This is a genomic window from Flavobacterium sp. UBA2787 (assembly GCA_002352205.1).
Taxonomy (GTDB): domain Bacteria; phylum Bacteroidota; class Bacteroidia; order Flavobacteriales; family Flavobacteriaceae; genus Flavobacterium.
In genome coordinates this window covers 52,219-70,089 of record DEHZ01000017.1, presented here as the reverse complement: position 1 = coordinate 70,089, position 17,871 = coordinate 52,219, and the positions used below count along the sequence as shown (strand labels likewise).

The window sequence follows — 17,871 nt, the reverse complement described above, 5'->3', positions numbered from 1 at the left end:
TTATTAGATTATGAAAAATATATATTTACTATTATCCATATTAATCCTATCCTTAACTTTATCGTGTTCCGATGATGATGATAGAGTTCGTTGTGTCGATTTAAACATTCAAAGTTCGGATGATCCGCAACCATGTGAATACTATGCCGCTCAGCTTAATTGTAGCTGTGATTAATAGCTGAATAATGGATGATATTTAGTTCCAAAAAAGAACAAGAGCGACAAAACTCAAACGTGGAGTGTCGCTCTCGTCAACCTAACCAATAAATAAACAAACTTTATATAAACAACTAAAACTTAGTTGGCAATGTATTTTTCGTAGTCTTTCGTTTTTACTCTTGCTTTTAAATCGTGCAAAAGATTATATAAACCAAAGAACGTTCTGTTAATGTATAAAAAGTGCTTTGAACCTCTGTTTCCGTTCATTTTTCGCAATTGCGTGTCTTTTGAAAACTCCTCGCCCATTTTGGCAATGCTTCCAAAGAATTCTTCATCAGAAAAATCAAAGAAATCACCGTGAAATGGTTGCGTAAACAAACTCAACAATTGATGAAATAATCCTGTGAAATACTCAATTTCTTTAGGCGAATCATCGGTTCGCAATATTTCTAATTCAAATAACTTTTCATTAAATAATTTTGGGTTTCCAATGATTTCCGGACGAGCCAATTCAAAATATGGCACATAAAATTCTTCCGGAACTTGTTTGATACAACCAAAATCAATCGCAATTAAATTCGCATTCTCATCAATTAAAAAATTTCCCGGATGCGGATCGGCATGCACTTGTTTTAAATGATGCATTTGGTACATATAAAAATCCCATAACGCTTGACCCAACTTATCGCCTTTTTCTCGATTAGAATTGTTAGCTGTAAACTCCGATAAATGTTCGCCATTCATCCAATCCATTGTTAAAATTCTCTTCGACGAAAGTTCTTCATAATATTTTGGAAAACGCAAATTCGGAATCATTGCACACGCTTCGGCAATAAATTTCCCTTGCTTCAACTCCAATTCATAATCCGTTTCTTCCATTAATTTATGTTCAACCTCCTTGAAATATTTCTCCGAGTCTTTTCCTTGGAGGTTGAACATCTTAATAGCAAAAGGTTTCACAATTGCTAGGTCTGAACTAATACTTTCCGCTACGCCCGGATATTGAATTTTCACAGCAAGATTTTTCCCATCCTTTGCGGCTTTGTGCACCTGTCCGATGCTGGCCGCATTAATTGAATCAGGCGTAAACGAATCGTATAGTTGTTCAGGATATTTTCCCAAATAATTTTTAAATGTCTTTCTCACCAACGGAGCACTCAACGGCGGCACCGAAAATTGTGCCAGCGAAAACTTTTCTACGTATGCTTTTGGCATAATGTTTTTTTCCATGCTCAGCATTTGTGCTACTTTCAACGCACTTCCTTTCAGGTTTTTGAGTCCGTCATAAATATCCTCTGCATTGTTCTCGTTCAATTTATCTTTTGTCAAACTCGGATTCACCACTTTTTCGCCATAATAGGCAATGTAGTTTCCTCCTACTTTCAAACCGGTTTTCACCAATTGTCCCGCACGTTCAATTTTGTTGGTTGGTATTTTGTCTAATGTTTTCATATTTTTTTTTGAGCGTGACCACAAGGGTCGGGCTATCCGCTGCAAGTCCTCGTTCGTCGTTCCTCCTCTTTCTGGGCTTCCTGCCTGCCGGCAGGCAGGTCCGCTTCTATCCCTCACGCAAGTAAGTGCTATTAATTAAATTTTTCTTTCCAAACAAATTTTCCCAGATCCAATAAACTGTCAAGTGGCGTTGTATCTAACACATCAAAAGTAGCTTTCACTGCTTTTTCAATCATCACATCGGTTTTTTCAAATCCTTTGGAAGTATCATCCAACCAAAATTTCAATATAAATAAGAACTCAACCCAAGCACCTTCAACATAAAGCGGTTTTGCAATCTTATTGACTTTAAAATCCTCTTCCGAAGTCTGCGTGTTCATCATATCTACGATAAAACTTTTAAAATGGTTTCGAAATGTTTTCAATTGTTGCAAATTTTTCAACATATTCTTTTCTTCTTTCAAAGCAAACACGACATAACTTCTATTTAATGTCAGTATTTCTATCAACGAAAAGTAAAGTGTCAACAATTTATTTTTATTCGAATACGTCAAATAATTTTCATCTGACTCAATTGTATTTTTAACATTTTCAAAAAACTTCAACCAGATATCCTGCTTCAAAGCATCAATCGAACCATAAAAAGCATAAAAATCACTTTCTACAATTTTATTCTCTTGACAAAATAAATACACATTCTTGGGTTCAACATTATGTTGTAAAACCTGATCCATATACAAACTAATGATTTGATCATCAGTCATTATCTTCTTCTTTGTTGTTATTTTTTTGGTTGCGGTCATAGTTATTAGAAATTTATTCTCTGTCAAAGGTACAAAGTTGTTTAACTTTAATCAAAAATATTTAAACAAAATATTGTTAAAAATCTTTCAAAAAAAAAGACCGTCACTTTCGTAACGGTCTTACTTATAATTCTAAAGAAATTAGTCTTTCAACTCAGCCTCTGTATCTTTAATCATTTTTTCGTTTGCGGTAATTGTAAACTCTACACGACGGTTTTTACTTCTTCCTTCAACAGTTTCATTAGAAGCAATAGGGTCGTTTGGTCCCATTCCTCTTGTTTTAAAACGTGCTGCAGACAATCCTTTGCTCACCAAATAAGTTCTAACAGAAGCTGCACGGTCTTCCGATAACTTCTGATTAAATTCTAATCTACCTGTACTATCAGTATATCCATAAACTACAATATCGGTATCTGCATAACTTTGAAAAACAGGAACAACTTTATCCAAATTAGCTTTAGCAGTTGGTGTTAATACTGATTTAGATGTTTCAAAATTCACTGAATTTTCACCTAAAACCAATACGATACCTTCTTCTACTCTATTTACTTCAGCACCCGGTAAAGCTTGTTCGATTTCACGAGCTTGTTTATCCATTTTATTACCAATAGATCCACCTACTGCACCACCAACAACACCACCAATTACAGCACCTAATGCTGTGTTGCCACCTTTTCCAAGGTTATTTCCTAAAATACCACCAATAACAGCTCCCGCAGCTACACCAATTCCGGCACCACGTTGCGTATTGTTTGTATTTTTTGCAGCTTCACATCCGGTAGTTAATGACCCGGTGGCAAAAGCACTAATTAAAACTAAGGCTACTATTTTTTTCATCTTTATCTCTATTTTATTTATTAATTTACTCTTTGAAATTGGTAAACCACATCAGTCATCGAATTTCCAACGCTGATGTTATCCACTAATTGAAATGAATTTTCAGTTACATTGGATACTCTAAGCACATAACCTTCTCTCACTTTTTTAGCTTTTTCACCTGCATTCAACACTTTCATGACAAAATTTCCATCCTTATTCACAAACCAAGTTATTGGTGAACTAAAAGCAGGACATCCCATTTTAGTCAATGCCATGTCTCCTTTGTTATTGTTTGAAACAAATTTCCATGTGCTACCAACAAAACATTGCGAATCTGCAAGGTCAAATGAATTCACTTTAATGTAATCTGAACCTGGATAATTTACTGATGCAATTACCCAATTTCCTTTCATGGCCACCTCGGCCTTGTTATCTAACTTTGTGGCAGTGTTTGTTTTACAAGAAAAAAACAAAACGGACATCAAACTGATAAAAATTATTTTTCTCATGTTTTACTAATTTAAATGTCAGTGCTACAAAGATACTTCCATTTTTTCTAAATAAAATTATATAATTCCCACTTTTTCTTGTCAAATTAATTCTACGTCAATTTGTCATATCAATATAAATGGTATTGCTTTTGCTTAAATAAACAAGAATAATGTTTAACTTAAAATTCAAAATATGACAACCGGAAAAATTAATGTTTCTGTAGAAAACATCTTTCCTTTAATTAAAAAGTTTTTATACAGTGATCACGAAATTTTTCTTCGTGAATTAGTGTCTAATGCCACAGATGCTACTTTAAAATTAAAACACCTAACCAGCATAGGTGAAGCCAAAGTGGAATATGGTAATCCAAAAATCGAAGTAAAAATCGATAAGGAAAACAAAAAATTACACATTATCGATCAAGGTTTGGGTATGACAGCCGAAGAGGTTGAAAAATACATCAACCAAGTTGCATTCTCAGGTGCTGAAGAATTTTTAGAAAAATACAAAGATTCTGCCAAAGATTCAGGTATCATCGGACATTTTGGTTTAGGTTTCTACTCTGCATTTATGGTAGCTTCAAAGGTGGAAATCATCACAAAATCGTTCAAAGATGAACCGGCCGCTCATTGGACGTGTGATGGAAGTCCTGAATTTACATTAGTTCAACATGATAAAACAGAAAGAGGAACAGAAATTATCCTACATATTGCTGAAGATTCATTAGAATTTTTAGAAGAATTTAAAATCCGTGAATTGTTGAAAAAATACAACAAATTCATGCCGGTGCCAATTAAATTCGGAACTAAAAAAGAAACACTTCCAAAACCGGAAGATGCTCCTGAAGATTTCAAAGCAGAAGAAATTGAAGTTGATAACATCATCAACAACCCAACTCCGGCTTGGACAAAAGCTCCAACGGAATTAAAAGATGAGGATTATAAAGAATTTTATAGAGAATTGTATCCGATGCAATTTGAAGATCCGTTGTTCAGTATTCATTTGAACGTGGATTATCCGTTTAATTTAACCGGAATTTTATATTTCCCAAAAATGTCGGCGGATTTACAAATTCAAAAAGACAAAATTCAATTATACCAAAATCAGGTTTATGTAACGGATAATGTGGAAGGAATTGTTCCTGAATTTTTAGTAATGCTTCGCGGAGTGATTGATTCGCCTGATATTCCATTGAATGTTTCGCGTTCGTATTTGCAATCGGATGGAAATGTGAAGAAGATTTCAAATTACATTACCAGAAAAGTAGCCGATAAATTGAAATCTTTATTCAACGAAAACCGTGCAGATTTTGAACAAAAATGGAATGACATCAAAATTGTGCTGGAATACGGAATGCTTTCGGAAGACAAATTCTATGAAAAAGCAGGAGATTTTGTTTTATATCCGACAGTTGATGATAAATTTTTCACATTAGCAGAATTAAAAGAAAAACTAGTAGCCAATCAAACCGACAAAAACGGAAAATTGGTGGTTTTATATGCTTCCAACAAAGAAGCTCAACACGGTTACATTGACATTGCAAGAGAAAAAGGTTACGAAGTAATGTTATTAGATAGCCCGATTGTGTCGCATTTGATTCAAAAATTAGAAGCGGATAATGAAAATTTGACGTTTGTTCGTGTAGATTCAGATCATATTGACAAATTGATTCAGAAAGAAGACACGCAGATTTCAAAATTATCCGAAGAAGAATCAACTAAACTGAAAACGGTTTTAGAAGAATTGGTTCCAAAAGCAACCTACACCGTTCAATTGGAAGCAATGGATAGCAATGCCGCACCATTCATGATAACACAACCGGAATTTATGCGTCGAATGAAAGAGATGAGTCAGTCCGGTGGCGGCGGAATGTTCGGCATGGGTAACTTCCCTGAAATGTATAATTTGGTGGTGAATACCAATTCTAATTTAGCCACTACTATTCTTTCCACAGAAGACAAATCCGCTCAAGAACATTTAGTAAAACAAGCAATGGATTTAGCCAAAATCTCTCAAGGATTATTAAAAGGCGAGGAATTGACTGCTTTTGTGAAGAGGAGTTTTGAGATGATTAAATAGTATTAAGTATTAAGACTGAAGTATTAAGTATTAAGACTGAGCCTGTGAGTGAAAACTTGCAGGTTTTTTTTATCTTTGAAAATAAATTCTTTTAAAGTGAATCTTTTTAAAAAATTAGACCTTCTTTTAGCGGACTTGGGAAACCCCGCAGCAATCAAAAGAAACCATATTGATACCGTAACAGAAAGTAAAATTGAAAATGTAAAAGGCGAAAAAATTGCATCTTCAATTAATGGTGGCATTTGGGCAGAAATCAATGAACTTTCAGAATACAGTTTTCTTGACATTATCGTTGTTGGCAATAGGAAGATTAAAACATTTGAAGGTTGCGAAATAATCTTTCAAGGTGCAGAAAAAGAATTAAAACTTCTTTCTGATACCAAAGAAATCGAATCAAATTACTCAAATGTTTCAAACCGATTTATAACTGAAATTAGTTTCGACATTACCAACTTGAACATTGATTATATTTTGGATAGAGAAGCGGAAATAGCAACTTTAAGACATAAAAAGGAGGTTGAGATCTTTAAAATTCTCAAATAATTCTAATCATTTGTCAAAGTTTAAAACTTTTACAAAGGTCTACTAAAATTTCTATGAAATATTACTTTTACTTTATACTGATAATCTTTTGTTCTTGTTCCAACAAAACAACTATTTATTGCTATAATGAATCTACTAAAAATATCATCTATAAAGGTCTAGTTAATCCCTTAAACATTTCATCAAATAAAAAAATAGTATCAATTACTTCTGATTATGGTATTGTAGAAAAAGGTAGTACTAACGAAAAATACACTATAATTACAAATCAATCCGAAGCTCTATTTGTAGAAGTTAAAACAAAAAACAAATCCGAAAAGTTTCATTTTAGAGTAAAAGAAATTCCTGAACCCATTTTAAACTTTAACCGTCCTGTAGAAAATAATGAAATCAAAATTGATGATTTTAAAACAATAAAAAACATCTCTTGTTATATCCCTGAAATATCGATAGATGTTCCATTAAAAATTAGTAGTTTAGAAATTATTAGAATCTCAAAAGATAATCTAGTTACAAGAGAAAATGGTAAAGTAGTTGATTCGAAATTAATTCCAATAGCAGAAGTTGGTGATATTTTCATTTTTAACAATATCATTATTGAAATTGGAGATACAGAAAAAGTGATTATAAAAAATGAAATTTTAAAAATTATATAATAATGAATAAAGATTCACGAACTTTGAACTCGCAACCCGAAACCCTCAATTTTAAACCCGCAACTTCACTATGACCCTAACCATCGACACTCCCGCCCTACTCTTTTCCGCCACTTCGTTGATTTTATTGGCTTATACAAATCGCTTTTTAACTATTGCTCAAATTGTACGTGGTTTAAAAAAGACGTATGACGAAAAAGAGAACAAAAGCATTTTGATTGAAATTGCGAATTTAAATCTTAGGTTAACATTGATTCGTTATATGCAATTAGCGGGTGTATTAAGTTTGTTTTTGTCGGTGTTTGCGATGTTGGTTTTGTTTTTTGAATACCAATTGCCGGGCATTATTCTTTTTGGAGGAAGTTTATTGGCTTTACTCATTTCGTTAGGCATTTCATTTTGGGAAATCAGTATTTCTGTGAACGCGTTGCGAGTGCATTTAAAAGACATGGTGGACAAAGACTAAAGAATTGAAAGTGCTAATTGATTAACTTTTAGCAAGATTTTTATTCGTGAATTTCAAATCATTAGAAATAAAAACAAAAAGGCCAAAAGAAAATTAACTTTCAGCCTTTTCCTGAATAACTAACAACTAATTACCGGGGCTAAACGGCAAAGAAGATTTATGCACAATAATTCTTAATTTACCATCTTTCCCTTTTCTGAAAACCCACGTTTTATCTACCATCACTTCGTTACCTTCCTTATCTGTCACCCAAACATTTCCCATTGTGATTGCTACTGAACCATAAATTTGAATTCCTTCATTTTTCTCTCCGGCATTGTCATATCGAGCTTTTACCCATGGCTTTAAAGCAAAACCTTTATCGTTTGGGAATTGCGAATCACCTCCGACAAAATAAGCCAAAGCCCCTTGCTTTGTGTTTCTGAAGGTTTGATCACCAAAAGCCAAAGTTGGCTTAAAAAATACTTTTCCGTTATCGTAGTTATAAGCATCTGACAATACTTGTTCAGCAAAAGCTTTATAATCTCCTCCTTCTTCTTTTAATTTACCGATTTTCACCAAAGCATCACACCAAGCTTGTTGAGCAGCGTTTACTTCTTCATACGTAATGATGTTTTGAGCACCTTCTTCTACGTAAACCAAACCTAAATCGTCTATTACTTTTTGAACTTGTTCACTGGTTTGTGTAACTGTATTTTGTGCTTCTTCTTTCACTTTCTCCGTCATTTGATTGCACGACGTGATTAAAAATCCAAATGCTACTACTGTTGTTAAAATTAATTTTTTCATGATTTTACAATTATTTATTATTTGATTGTTTTTAATTTGTTCTTAGTTTGCTTTACTCTTGCCATAGTTTAAAATTTATATGTTATTTTTTAGAAACAAGTAATTATTGAAAGATAAATGGGCATTCCTATAGTAATATTGAATGGAAACGAAACCGCCAATGCCATAGGTACAAACAACCCCGGATTTGCTTTTGGCACCGCCATTTTCATAGCCGCCGGAACAGCAATGTACGAAGCACTTGCGGCTAACACTGCAAACATAAATCGATCGCCAATACTATCTGTAATAAATTGACTCAGTACTGCCACCAAAACGCCATTGAATAAAGGAATCAAAATAGCAAATAGAGCTGTGAACCATCCGCTTTTTAAAAAATCGTTTATTTTTTTTCCGCATACAATTCCCATATCCAAAAGAAAAATAGCTAGAAATCCTTTGAAAATGTCTGTTGTAAACGGTTTAATTCCCATGGCTTCTTTGTCACTTGCCAAAAACCCAATGAGCAAACTTCCTAAGATTAAAAAAACACTTCCGTTGGTAAACGAATGTTTGAGAATAGAACCTAAATTTCCGTTGCAAGATTCTTTTGAGCCGAAAAAGCGAATTAATATCACACCAATAATGATTGCGGGTGCCTCCATTAAAGCCATGACCGCAACCATGTGTCCGCTGAACGAAATAGTCTGAATTTCTAAAAACGATACAGCTGTTACAAAAGTTACAGCACTAACTGAGCCATAAGCTGCAGCAATTGCACCCGAATTTTCGATACTCAATTTTCTTTTTAGAATGAAAAATGTGTACAATGGAATCAAGCAGGCAACAACTATTCCGAAAAGAAGAGCCCATACTACAGAAAAAGTCAATTCGCTATGAGCCAATTCTTGACCACCTTTGAATCCGATAGAAAATAATAGATACAGCGAGATAAATTTTGATGAATTAGACGGGATTTCCAAATCGCTTTTAAATCGTACCGCTAAAATTCCGAGTACAAAAAAAAGTAGAGCCGGGTTGGTTAAGTTTTGTAGCAAAAGATCTAAATTCATCAGATAAATATATTATTTGGTGTAAAATTGGTGTCTTTTTTACAGGCTCTAGTCAGTCTGTCATTAATGGCTCTTCCTAAACCAACATTTGGAAACTTTTGTGCGATGAGTAAATCAAAGCCTTTATCGTCCAATTTGTGCATAGCTGCATATAGATTTTTTGCTGCCTCATCTAAGTCCCCATTTGGTGATAAAACTTCAATATGATAATCTGTACAAAGTGATTTCTTATCAAAAACAATAATGCCAATGTTTTTCCCAATTAAATTTGATGCTGTTTTGATGGGATTATCGCATAAAATCATTGGTGTTTTAGGAGCATAATGTTTGTCAAGCATTCCGGGAGCAATCGGGTTCTTTTGATTATGTTTTCTAACGCTAACGGTTCCCACTACAGACGCTATCATTTCTATAGAAAGTGAACCAAGTCGATAAATCAGTACTTCATCGTTTTTAAAACCGATGATAGTTGATTCAATACCTTTTGAACAAGAACCACCATCCAAAATAACATCAAGATTATTTTTAAAGTATTTTTCAACGTGTTTGGCTGAAGTTGGACTTATAGAACCAAATGGATTAGCACTTGGTGCGGCTAAAGGAACATCAACTGTTTTTATCAATTCTAATGCAAGCGGATGATTAGGCATTCGCACAGCAATGGTATTCTTACCGCCCGTAATAAAATTAGAAATTGCTTTATTCTTTTCAAAAATCATGGTTAACGGCCCAGGCCAAAATTTATCGGCTAATCGGTAGGCAACTTCCGGGACATTGACTGCTATTTTGCTTAAAGATTGTAATGAATCAATGTGAACAATTAACGGATTCAAATAGGGCCGTTCTTTTATTTCAAATATTTTTTTCAGTGCATTTTCATTGTAAATAGAGGCTGCCAACCCATAAACAGTTTCCGTTGGCATTGCTACTACTTCGCCTTTTTTGAGATAAAAAGCCGCTTTTTTGACAGACTTTGTTATGATCCCTCTTTTATTAGGGATTGCAGTAAGAGCAGAATTCGGGTGACTCATAGTGTTTTCCATTTGGATAATTTTCAAGAGTTGTGTGACTACATTTTTGGCACGTGTAACGTAAGGCTAACGTGGATGAAGTGGGTGTTTTACACCATTTACAAGGAAGACCATGTACAACTTTATTCACATCAAAGCCGGGTGTTTGACAATTTGGGCAAAGTGAAGCAAGTTTTTTTATCAACTTCTGGGTTGCTTTCTCTATTACATTCATTCGGGTTGGATTTCGATGTGCTCGCATATCTGTTTCTGCCCAAATCTCTTTAGAATGTTCTATAATAGAATCATAGCTTATTTTTAACTGCTCCCAATCGGAAATATCTTTGTATATTTTTGAAAAATGGTCTTGGGCATCTTTCAAAATTATACCATGCGTAGGAAATTGCACCTGCTTAGCAAATTCAATCAATTGTTCGTAAGATTGTATTTTCTCACCAGAAAAATTAGTGTCTAAACTCACCTCTCGAGAAATAATTTCAAGATTATTTTTTTTATCAATTAGAATCAGTAATTCATCATCTGCCTGAGCAAAAAACAAACTGGGATGCGGACCAAATGAACCTTCAGAAGCAATTCCTAAATCATAACCATATTCATTCATGGCATCAAGGCATTTTTTTCGAACTGCTTCCAGTGCATTGGTCGTTCTGGCAATCTCACCTGAAAAAGTGCCAAACTTGTCCGTATCATAATCCGACGGTACAAAAACCTCAACATGCATATTTGCATTGACTAAAGGCAAAATCACTTTTTCTTTTTCGTGTTTTGTGGCAATGATGAGCTTTCTTCCTTTAAAAAACTTCATGTTTTTCTTTCTTTTCTACTGCAATGATTTCAATTTTTCCCTTAATTTGAATGTTTGAATTTGATTTTTCAAACTCTATTATGGTTTCTTCTATTTGCGATAATGCATTCTTCAGTTCAGCTACTCTTTTTTTAGAATTAGGTAATTCTATTCCATACCTTTCATAGGCACTGAACATTTCCAGCTCATGAAAATTAATTTTATCTTTAATTAATGTAAACAAGACATTTTTGGCTTCCGCAGGTTGGAATGTACCGTTGATGAGATCGAAGGTTAAATTTGTTTTCATAGTGATATGGTTTTAGATTATTGGATTTTTAGATTATTGGACTTGAAAAAATAAAGTGTAAACAAGATTCCGAGTCCTAAATAAAAATTTAAAATAATATTGTTAGGTTGTAGTAGAGTAGCTATTATACCTGTAAAAAGCCAAACTATAGCATAAATTACACCGTATTTACATATTAATTTTTTCATGACATTGAATTTAATACTGCAAATTTCTTTAAAACATTTCATATATTTTTATTTATATTTGTAATGAAATACATAAACAATATTTATGCATTATACCTTACATCAATTAATAATCTTTCTGAAGATTACAGAAACAAAAAGCATTACTAAAGCTTCTGAGGCGTTGCATTTAACCCAACCGGCTGTTTCAATTCAATTGAAAAAATTTCAGGATCAATTTGATATCCCATTAACAGAAGTAATTGGTAGACAATTATATGTAACCGATTTTGGCAAAGAAATTGCCCTTGCTGCACAAAAAATTGTTTATGAAATTCAAGCGATAAACTATAAAACTTCCTCGTTTAAAGGACAACTATCAGGTCGTTTAAAAATATCGGTTGTTTCTACCGGAAAATATGTAATTCCCTATTTCATTGCCGACTTTCTGAAAGAAAATTCAGCTGTTGAACTAGAACTTGATGTGACAAACAAACTAAAAGTTATCGAAAGTTTACAATACAATGAAGTAGATTTTTCTCTAGTTTCCATTCTTCCGGGAAATATGGATATTGAAAAAATTGATTTGATGGAAAACAAACTCTATTTTGTAGGTAACAAAGAGTATATTTTTTCGGAAAAAATGAATGACAAATCGATTATCGAAAATATTCCTATCATTTACAGAGAAAAAGGTTCCGGTACCAGACAGGTGATGGAGCGATTTTTAGAATCGAACAAGCTTCAATTGGTTAAAAAGATGGAGTTGACTTCAAATGAGGCTGTAAAACAAGCCGTTATTGCCGGTTTGGGTTGTTCAATCATGCCAATAATTGGAATTAAAAATGAGTTAAACAATGGAGATTTACATATTATCCCGATCAAAGGATTGCCTTTAAAATCGACTTGGAGTTTGATTTGGCTAAAACAGAAAAATCTGTCGCCGGTCGCAACCGCTTTTACTAATTATTTGTTGAACAATAAAGCGAAAATAATGACAGAAAAATTCTCATGGATTTAGAATCACTCCACAATCCACATCAAAACCGGTTGGTCAACTGTCTTTAATTTATCATCTAAAACCTGCATAAATTCATCGGAAACAGCGGGACAACCCCAACTTAGCGGAGAATATCTTGGAAAAATTTCTTCGTTAGCAACCGCTGGCCACGAGTGCAAAACAACAACTCTTTTGACAGCATTATTGTTAGTTGATTCCAAACCGTGCATCCAATATTTGATGTTAATTCCCCACGAACTATAATCGCGTTTACCAATTTTGAATTTGCCTTTCATCGAGCAATGACTATCTACTTTATTGCTGAATTTAGCTTTTTTATATTTCTCGGGATTAGCCTCAAAAACATCACAAGTTCCGTGTGTTACTACATTTTGATGGCTGACTTTCTTCGTTTTAAAATCATACACAAAAAAACGATTCTTACCTGAATGAATACTCATATCAATCAAAAAGTAAAAATCTTGATTAAATTGATTTTCTCTACAAAAAGTCAATGCTTCGTTGTGAATCGAATTATAATCTTTTGCAACGTCAACAGCTGGCGTATGATTGCAGCACACAAAACTTAAAACGAAAAGTAAAAAGAATTTTCTCACTGGACTTTTTTTAATTCAAACTAAAAAAACATCAAATTAGTATTAGTACATTAAAATTTGAGAAATGACGCTTCGCTATTTTTTTAATGGAACACGGATTTAACGGATGAAACAGATTTTCACTGATTTAATAGCTTCGCTACAAGGGATTAAAAATGGATTCATTCTGCAATCATTTTCATCTCTAACAATTCTAAACCTGAAACTTGAAACCTGAAACTTTCCATCCGCAACTCATAACTTTTCCTTATCTTTGCCGGCTTTTCAAAAATTAAATTATGTCGACAAACAGTGTTTTAAAAGGAGTTTTTTTAGTTGGATTGGGTGCCACGAGTTATGGTATGTTGGCCACTTTTGTTAAACTTGCTTATAAAGAAAATTTCACCATTGCAGAAGTAACCACCGCTCAATTTGTTTTGGGTATCATTGGTGTTTTGATTATCAACTCTTTTCAACGGATTAAAAATGATAACACCGCTGTAAAAGCAACAAAAAAGAATATATTTCAATTAATGCTTGCCGGAACTTCCTTGGGAATGACAAGCGTTTTTTACTATTTATGTGTTCGTTACATTGATGTTTCAATCGCAATTGTTTTATTAATGCAAACCGTTTGGATGGGCGTTTTATTAGAAATGATTTTAGATAAAAAACTTCCTTCTCTTCAAAAAATAGTAGCTGTCATAATCGTTTTATTCGGAACTGTCTTAGCAACCAACTTATTAAAAAATGAAATTGAATTAGACTGGAGAGGTTTATTTTGGGGAATTTTAGCCGCCGCTTCTTTTACAACCACGATGTTTACCGCTAATCGAGTTTCATTAGGCATTTCATCGGCACAACGAAGTTTGTATATGCTTTTAGGTGGAGCAGTCATTGTTTTTATTTTTGCTTTGATAACCCAAAACACACCATTTAATTTTGAAATCTTTTTGAAATGGGGAATTATTTTGGCTCTTTTCGGAACAATCATCCCACCGATGCTTTTAAATGCCGGATTTCCTCATACAGGAATTGGATTAGGTAGTATTGTTGCTTCCATTGAATTACCGGTTTCTGTTTTAATGGCATATTTCTTATTAAGCGAAACAGTAATTCTATCTCAATGGATTGGTATTGTAATGATTATTCTTGCAATTGTAATCATGAATATCAATTTCAAAAAATAAAATTGATGTATTTTGGTAGAATTAGTTCTACTAATTTAAAATATTAACATTTATTTTCATAATTTCGCTTTAATCTTAAGATTGAGTTATGAATTTATCTTGGCATTTGTATGTTATGGCAGCACTATATGTTGTTGCAGGAATTAATCATTTTCGCAATCCAAGATTGTATTTAAAAATCATCCCTCCCTTTTTCTCCAAACCAAAATTACTCAATACAATTTCCGGCATTGCAGAAATTATATTGGGTTTTCTTCTTTGTATTCCTCAAACATCTATAATAGCTGCGTGGGGAATTATCCTATTGCTAATTGCGGTTTTTCCCGCCAATTTATATATGTTCCAAAATGATAAAGCAGGTTTAGGTTTACCAAAATGGGTTCGATTTATCCGATTACCGCTTCAACTTGTTTTGATTTTTTGGGCATATCTCTATACTAATTAATTAACTAAACAAACAATTATGAAAAAACTATTTGCAGAATTTTTCGGAACCTATTGGTTGGTTTTTGGCGGTTGTGGAAGTGCTCTTTTTGCAGCCGGAATCCCAGATTTAGGAATTGGTTTTGCCGGTGTAGCATTAGCTTTCGGTTTAACCGTTTTAACCATGGCTTATGCCGTTGGTCATATTTCAGGCGGGCATTTCAATCCGGCTGTTTCTTTTGGTCTCTGGGCTGGTGGTCGTTTTGATTCTAAAGAATTAGTTCCTTACATCGTTTCTCAATGTGTTGGAGCATTAGCTGCCGCCGGAACACTCTATTTTATTATGAACGGACAAGACAGTTTCCTCGGAATTGACAATACCAAAGCAGGTGCATTTGCTTCCAATGGTTATGGTGCTTTTTCTCCATCTGGCTATTCGATGGCCGCTGCTTTTGTTGCAGAGTTTGTACTGACTTTGTTTTTTCTTTTAGTTATTCTTGGTGCCACTGATAAATTTGCAAACGGAAAATTTGCAGGAATTGCGATTGGTTTGGCCTTAACCTTAATTCACCTAATCAGTATTCCAATTACAAATACATCTGTTAATCCTGCAAGATCTACTTCGCAGGCAATTTTCACAGGAGGTGAACCTTTGATGCAACTTTGGCTATTTTGGCTAGCTCCTATTTTAGGTGCTATAGTAGCCGGATTGATATATAAAAACGTATTACAAAACCACGAAAACTAACAAATTTCAATCTTAAGTTTTCTCAAAAGCGATGGTTATTTCCGTCGCTTTTTTTAATTTTACAAAATGAATTCACTCTTTCCAAAAGAAAAAACAGTATTTGATATACCCGATGCTGAAATCGAATATTACCCAGACTTTTTTAGTTATGAAAAAGCAAATGAATTATTTGAAAAATTAAAAACTGAAATTCCTTGGCAACAAGATACCATTAGTGTTTTTGGAAAAACGCATCCTCAACCTCGACTTACAGCTTTGTTTGGTAATGATGGAAAAACTTACTCCTATTCCAATATTGTAATGCATCCGCATAAATGGAATCCTTTATTGATGCATATTAAAAATGAAATTGAAGAAATTTGTAATGAAAATTTCACAACTGTTTTATTGAATTTATATCGAAACGGAAAAGATAGCAATGGTTGGCACGCCGATAATGAAAAGGAATTAGGTCGAAATCCTGTCATTGCCTCCGTCAGTTTTGGTGCTGAAAGAAGTTTTCACCTACAACACAACTCAAACAAAGAAGCCAAATTAAAAATCACACTTGAACACGGCAGTTTATTACTAATGAAAGGAACTACGCAACATTTCTGGAAACATCAAATTCCGAAAACTGCTAAGCCAATTGGTGAACGCATTAATTTGACTTTCCGAATCATTAAATGATTTTGATATTTTTATTACTTTAGTAAAAAAAATCGCAATGAATACGCTGATCGATTATTTTGAAACGATTCCGTCGCTTCACCGAGGATTAATTTTGGTTGGTGGAATCGCCGTTTTTTGGTTGATTGAAAATGCTTTTCCGCTTTTCAAATTTCAATACAACAAAATAAATCACGCCGGAATTAATATCTTTTTCACCATAACTACCATCATCGTTAATTTTGTGATGGCTTTCATTTTATTATTAGCTGCTGACCTTGCTATTCAACAAAATTTCGGAATTTTACAATGGTTGCCTGAGATGAATATTTGGGTGTATACACTAGTCGGATTGCTATTATTAGATTTTATCGGAGCCTATTTAGTGCATTTAATTGAACATAAAGTCAAATTTTTATGGCGATTTCATCTGATTCATCACACCGATACTTGGATTGATACCACTTCCGCCAATCGACATCATCCCGGTGAAAGTGTAATTCGATTTGTATTTACCGTTCTTGGCGTTTTGATTGTTGGTAGCCCTATGTGGATGGTTTTTCTGTATCAATCGCTTTCGGTTGTTTTTTCGCAGTTCAATCACGCCAACATTCCTCTTCCAAAAAAGTTAGATAAATTATTGAGTTATTTTATCATTTCTCCTGATATGCATAAAGTACATCATCACTACAAATTGCCTTATACAGATAGTAATTATGGTAATATTTTTTCTGTTTGGGATCGAATTTTTGGCACTTATTCTTACCTCGAAAGAGATAAAATTGTTTACGGAGTTGACACGCACATGAAACCGGAAGAAAACAATGAGTTAATGAATTTACTAAAAATTCCGTTTCAAAAATCCCGATCTCCTGAACTTTAACTAAAAAAAGTGAAGTCTTTTGAAAAAGTAATTTATTTTTTTCTTAATATTGATTTAGATTTTAAAACAGTTGTAGTATTAAATATTAATGTGCTTTTGGACTAATGAAAAAAAGTAAAAGAGTAGAGCTGACTTACGAGGAAATCGAACGAGTAGTCAGTATGGCTCAAGAGGAAAAAAAACCTTTTGAAGTACTTAAAGTTGAGTTTGGAATTTCAGAAAATGAAGTGACCGAAATTATGCGGAAAAAACTTTCGAAAGATAATTTTGAGCTGTGGAAAAAAAAGGTAACGGCCAGCAAACCCAAGCCAAAACCTGTCATCGACGACTTTGATGATGATTTAGAAGGCAAATATTACATCAAAAATAAATTTGATTAATAAAAATTTAACTCTTGTTCAGCAAGAGTTTTTTTATTTAAAATGTTTCTTTGTTGTAATAAAATAAAGTCATGCCAACTACGAAAATATTTAATGATATTCAAATCGACCGAATCATCGAAATGGCTTGGGAAGACAGAACTCCGTTTGAAGCCATCACTTTTCAATTCGGAATTTCTGAACAGGAAACCATTGAAATAATGCGAAAAGAAATGAAATCGTCCAGCTTTAAAATGTGGCGTGAACGTGTGCAAGGCAGAACAACTAAACACGCCAAATTGCGTGAAAGCGGGATTGATCGATTCAAATGCAAGTTGCAAAGACAAATTACCCACAATAAAATTTCCAAAAGATAATTTTACAAAAAAAGGAGCTTAAACCTAATCATTTTTATAAATTTA

General features: G+C 33.5%; 23 protein-coding genes. 13 read left to right on the top strand and 10 right to left on the bottom strand.

The genetic code is table 11. From position 1 onward, the window contains the following. The first annotated feature begins 10 nt into the window (after nucleotides 1-10). A complete protein-coding gene (locus B4N66_RS16300) occupies nucleotides 11-175 on the top strand; it encodes a hypothetical protein (RefSeq protein WP_291096309.1) in 165 nt (54 codons plus the stop codon). A gap of 122 nt (nucleotides 176-297) precedes the next feature. On the opposite strand, the gene B4N66_RS16295 is transcribed toward B4N66_RS16300, so the two are convergent. From B4N66_RS16295 to B4N66_RS16280, 4 genes are all read right to left on the bottom strand, one after another. Then, complete coding sequence (locus tag B4N66_RS16295; RefSeq protein ID WP_291096307.1) at nucleotides 298-1,611, bottom strand: ABC1 kinase family protein; 1,314 nt, start codon at nucleotides 1,609-1,611, stop codon at nucleotides 298-300. A gap of 131 nt (nucleotides 1,612-1,742) precedes the next feature. Continuing rightward, on the bottom strand, nucleotides 1,743-2,414 hold the full coding sequence (locus B4N66_RS16290) for a TetR family transcriptional regulator C-terminal domain-containing protein (protein WP_291096305.1): 672 nt from the start codon (nucleotides 2,412-2,414) through the stop codon (nucleotides 1,743-1,745). 141 nt (nucleotides 2,415-2,555) lie between these two features. Beyond that, nucleotides 2,556-3,251, bottom strand: coding sequence for an OmpA family protein (locus B4N66_RS16285; RefSeq protein ID WP_291096303.1), 696 nt, complete (start codon nucleotides 3,249-3,251; stop codon nucleotides 2,556-2,558). A 20-nt stretch (nucleotides 3,252-3,271) separates the two neighbouring features. Next, entirely contained in the window at nucleotides 3,272-3,742 is a 471-nt protein-coding gene (locus B4N66_RS16280; RefSeq protein ID WP_291096301.1) for a lipocalin family protein, read from the bottom strand. 175 nt (nucleotides 3,743-3,917) lie between these two features. On the opposite strand from B4N66_RS16280, the gene htpG reads away from it, so the two are divergent. From htpG to B4N66_RS16260, 4 genes are all read left to right on the top strand, one after another. Continuing rightward, nucleotides 3,918-5,804, top strand: coding sequence for a molecular chaperone HtpG (gene htpG / locus B4N66_RS16275; RefSeq protein ID WP_291096299.1), 1,887 nt, complete (start codon nucleotides 3,918-3,920; stop codon nucleotides 5,802-5,804). A 96-nt stretch (nucleotides 5,805-5,900) separates the two neighbouring features. Next, nucleotides 5,901-6,347, top strand: coding sequence for a hypothetical protein (locus tag B4N66_RS16270; protein ID WP_291096297.1), 447 nt, complete (start codon nucleotides 5,901-5,903; stop codon nucleotides 6,345-6,347). A gap of 53 nt (nucleotides 6,348-6,400) precedes the next feature. Then, nucleotides 6,401-7,003 (top strand): GldM family protein, encoded by a 603-nt coding sequence (locus B4N66_RS16265; RefSeq protein ID WP_291096295.1) that lies wholly within the window; start codon nucleotides 6,401-6,403, stop codon nucleotides 7,001-7,003. 70 nt (nucleotides 7,004-7,073) lie between these two features. After that, the gene (locus B4N66_RS16260) at nucleotides 7,074-7,469 is read left to right on the top strand and encodes a DUF2721 domain-containing protein (RefSeq protein WP_291096293.1); all 396 of its coding nucleotides are present in this window, start codon (nucleotides 7,074-7,076) and stop codon (nucleotides 7,467-7,469) included. Between the two features lie 126 nt (nucleotides 7,470-7,595). Here B4N66_RS16260 and B4N66_RS16255 read toward each other — a convergent pair whose 3' ends face one another. The 5 genes from B4N66_RS16255 to B4N66_RS16235 form a co-directional block, all read right to left on the bottom strand. Continuing rightward, entirely contained in the window at nucleotides 7,596-8,258 is a 663-nt protein-coding gene (locus B4N66_RS16255) for a hypothetical protein (RefSeq protein ID WP_291096292.1), read from the bottom strand. 89 nt (nucleotides 8,259-8,347) lie between these two features. Then, complete coding sequence (locus B4N66_RS16250; RefSeq protein WP_291096290.1) at nucleotides 8,348-9,310, bottom strand: sodium-dependent bicarbonate transport family permease; 963 nt, start codon at nucleotides 9,308-9,310, stop codon at nucleotides 8,348-8,350. After that, nucleotides 9,310-10,341, bottom strand: coding sequence for an L-threonylcarbamoyladenylate synthase (locus tag B4N66_RS16245; RefSeq protein WP_291096288.1), 1,032 nt, complete (start codon nucleotides 10,339-10,341; stop codon nucleotides 9,310-9,312). The genes B4N66_RS16250 and B4N66_RS16245 overlap by 1 nt, the downstream gene beginning before the upstream one ends. Beyond that, nucleotides 10,304-11,146, bottom strand: a complete 843-nt coding sequence (locus B4N66_RS16240) for a DUF6671 family protein (protein ID WP_291096287.1) — start codon at nucleotides 11,144-11,146, stop codon at nucleotides 10,304-10,306. The genes B4N66_RS16245 and B4N66_RS16240 overlap by 38 nt, the downstream gene beginning before the upstream one ends. Continuing rightward, the gene (locus B4N66_RS16235; RefSeq protein ID WP_291096285.1) at nucleotides 11,133-11,435 is read right to left on the bottom strand and encodes a hypothetical protein; all 303 of its coding nucleotides are present in this window, start codon (nucleotides 11,433-11,435) and stop codon (nucleotides 11,133-11,135) included. The genes B4N66_RS16240 and B4N66_RS16235 overlap by 14 nt, the downstream gene beginning before the upstream one ends. 273 nt (nucleotides 11,436-11,708) lie before the next feature. Between B4N66_RS16235 and B4N66_RS16230 the strand changes: the two genes are divergently transcribed. Continuing rightward, nucleotides 11,709-12,623, top strand: coding sequence for a LysR family transcriptional regulator (locus B4N66_RS16230; protein WP_291096283.1), 915 nt, complete (start codon nucleotides 11,709-11,711; stop codon nucleotides 12,621-12,623). A 2-nt stretch (nucleotides 12,624-12,625) separates the two neighbouring features. Here the strand turns inward: B4N66_RS16230 and B4N66_RS16225 are convergent, their stop codons facing one another. Next, nucleotides 12,626-13,219: a murein L,D-transpeptidase catalytic domain-containing protein gene (locus B4N66_RS16225; protein WP_291096282.1), complete on the bottom strand. Its 594-nt coding sequence runs from the start codon at nucleotides 13,217-13,219 to the stop codon at nucleotides 12,626-12,628. A gap of 278 nt (nucleotides 13,220-13,497) precedes the next feature. On the opposite strand from B4N66_RS16225, the gene B4N66_RS16220 reads away from it, so the two are divergent. The 7 genes from B4N66_RS16220 (at nucleotide 13,498) to B4N66_RS16190 (ending at nucleotide 17,826) form a co-directional block, all read left to right on the top strand. Then, the gene (locus B4N66_RS16220; RefSeq protein ID WP_291096280.1) at nucleotides 13,498-14,388 is read left to right on the top strand and encodes an EamA family transporter; all 891 of its coding nucleotides are present in this window, start codon (nucleotides 13,498-13,500) and stop codon (nucleotides 14,386-14,388) included. A gap of 88 nt (nucleotides 14,389-14,476) precedes the next feature. Then, nucleotides 14,477-14,833 carry a DoxX family protein gene (locus B4N66_RS16215; protein ID WP_291096278.1) on the top strand — a complete coding sequence of 119 codons (357 nt, stop codon included), beginning with the start codon at nucleotides 14,477-14,479 and terminating at the stop codon, nucleotides 14,831-14,833. A gap of 15 nt (nucleotides 14,834-14,848) precedes the next feature. Further along, the gene (gene aqpZ / locus B4N66_RS16210) at nucleotides 14,849-15,559 is read left to right on the top strand and encodes an aquaporin Z (protein WP_324523145.1); all 711 of its coding nucleotides are present in this window, start codon (nucleotides 14,849-14,851) and stop codon (nucleotides 15,557-15,559) included. 66 nt (nucleotides 15,560-15,625) lie between these two features. Further along, nucleotides 15,626-16,228, top strand: a complete 603-nt coding sequence (locus B4N66_RS16205) for an alpha-ketoglutarate-dependent dioxygenase AlkB family protein (protein ID WP_291096275.1) — start codon at nucleotides 15,626-15,628, stop codon at nucleotides 16,226-16,228. A 37-nt stretch (nucleotides 16,229-16,265) separates the two neighbouring features. Next, a complete protein-coding gene (locus B4N66_RS16200) occupies nucleotides 16,266-17,090 on the top strand; it encodes a sterol desaturase family protein (protein WP_291096273.1) in 825 nt (274 codons plus the stop codon). A 104-nt stretch (nucleotides 17,091-17,194) separates the two neighbouring features. Then, entirely contained in the window at nucleotides 17,195-17,470 is a 276-nt protein-coding gene (locus B4N66_RS16195; protein ID WP_291096271.1) for a TIGR03643 family protein, read from the top strand. Nucleotides 17,471-17,541: 71 nt separating this feature from the next. Next, nucleotides 17,542-17,826, top strand: a complete 285-nt coding sequence (locus tag B4N66_RS16190) for a TIGR03643 family protein (protein ID WP_291096269.1) — start codon at nucleotides 17,542-17,544, stop codon at nucleotides 17,824-17,826. Nucleotides 17,827-17,871: the final 45 nt, after the last annotated feature.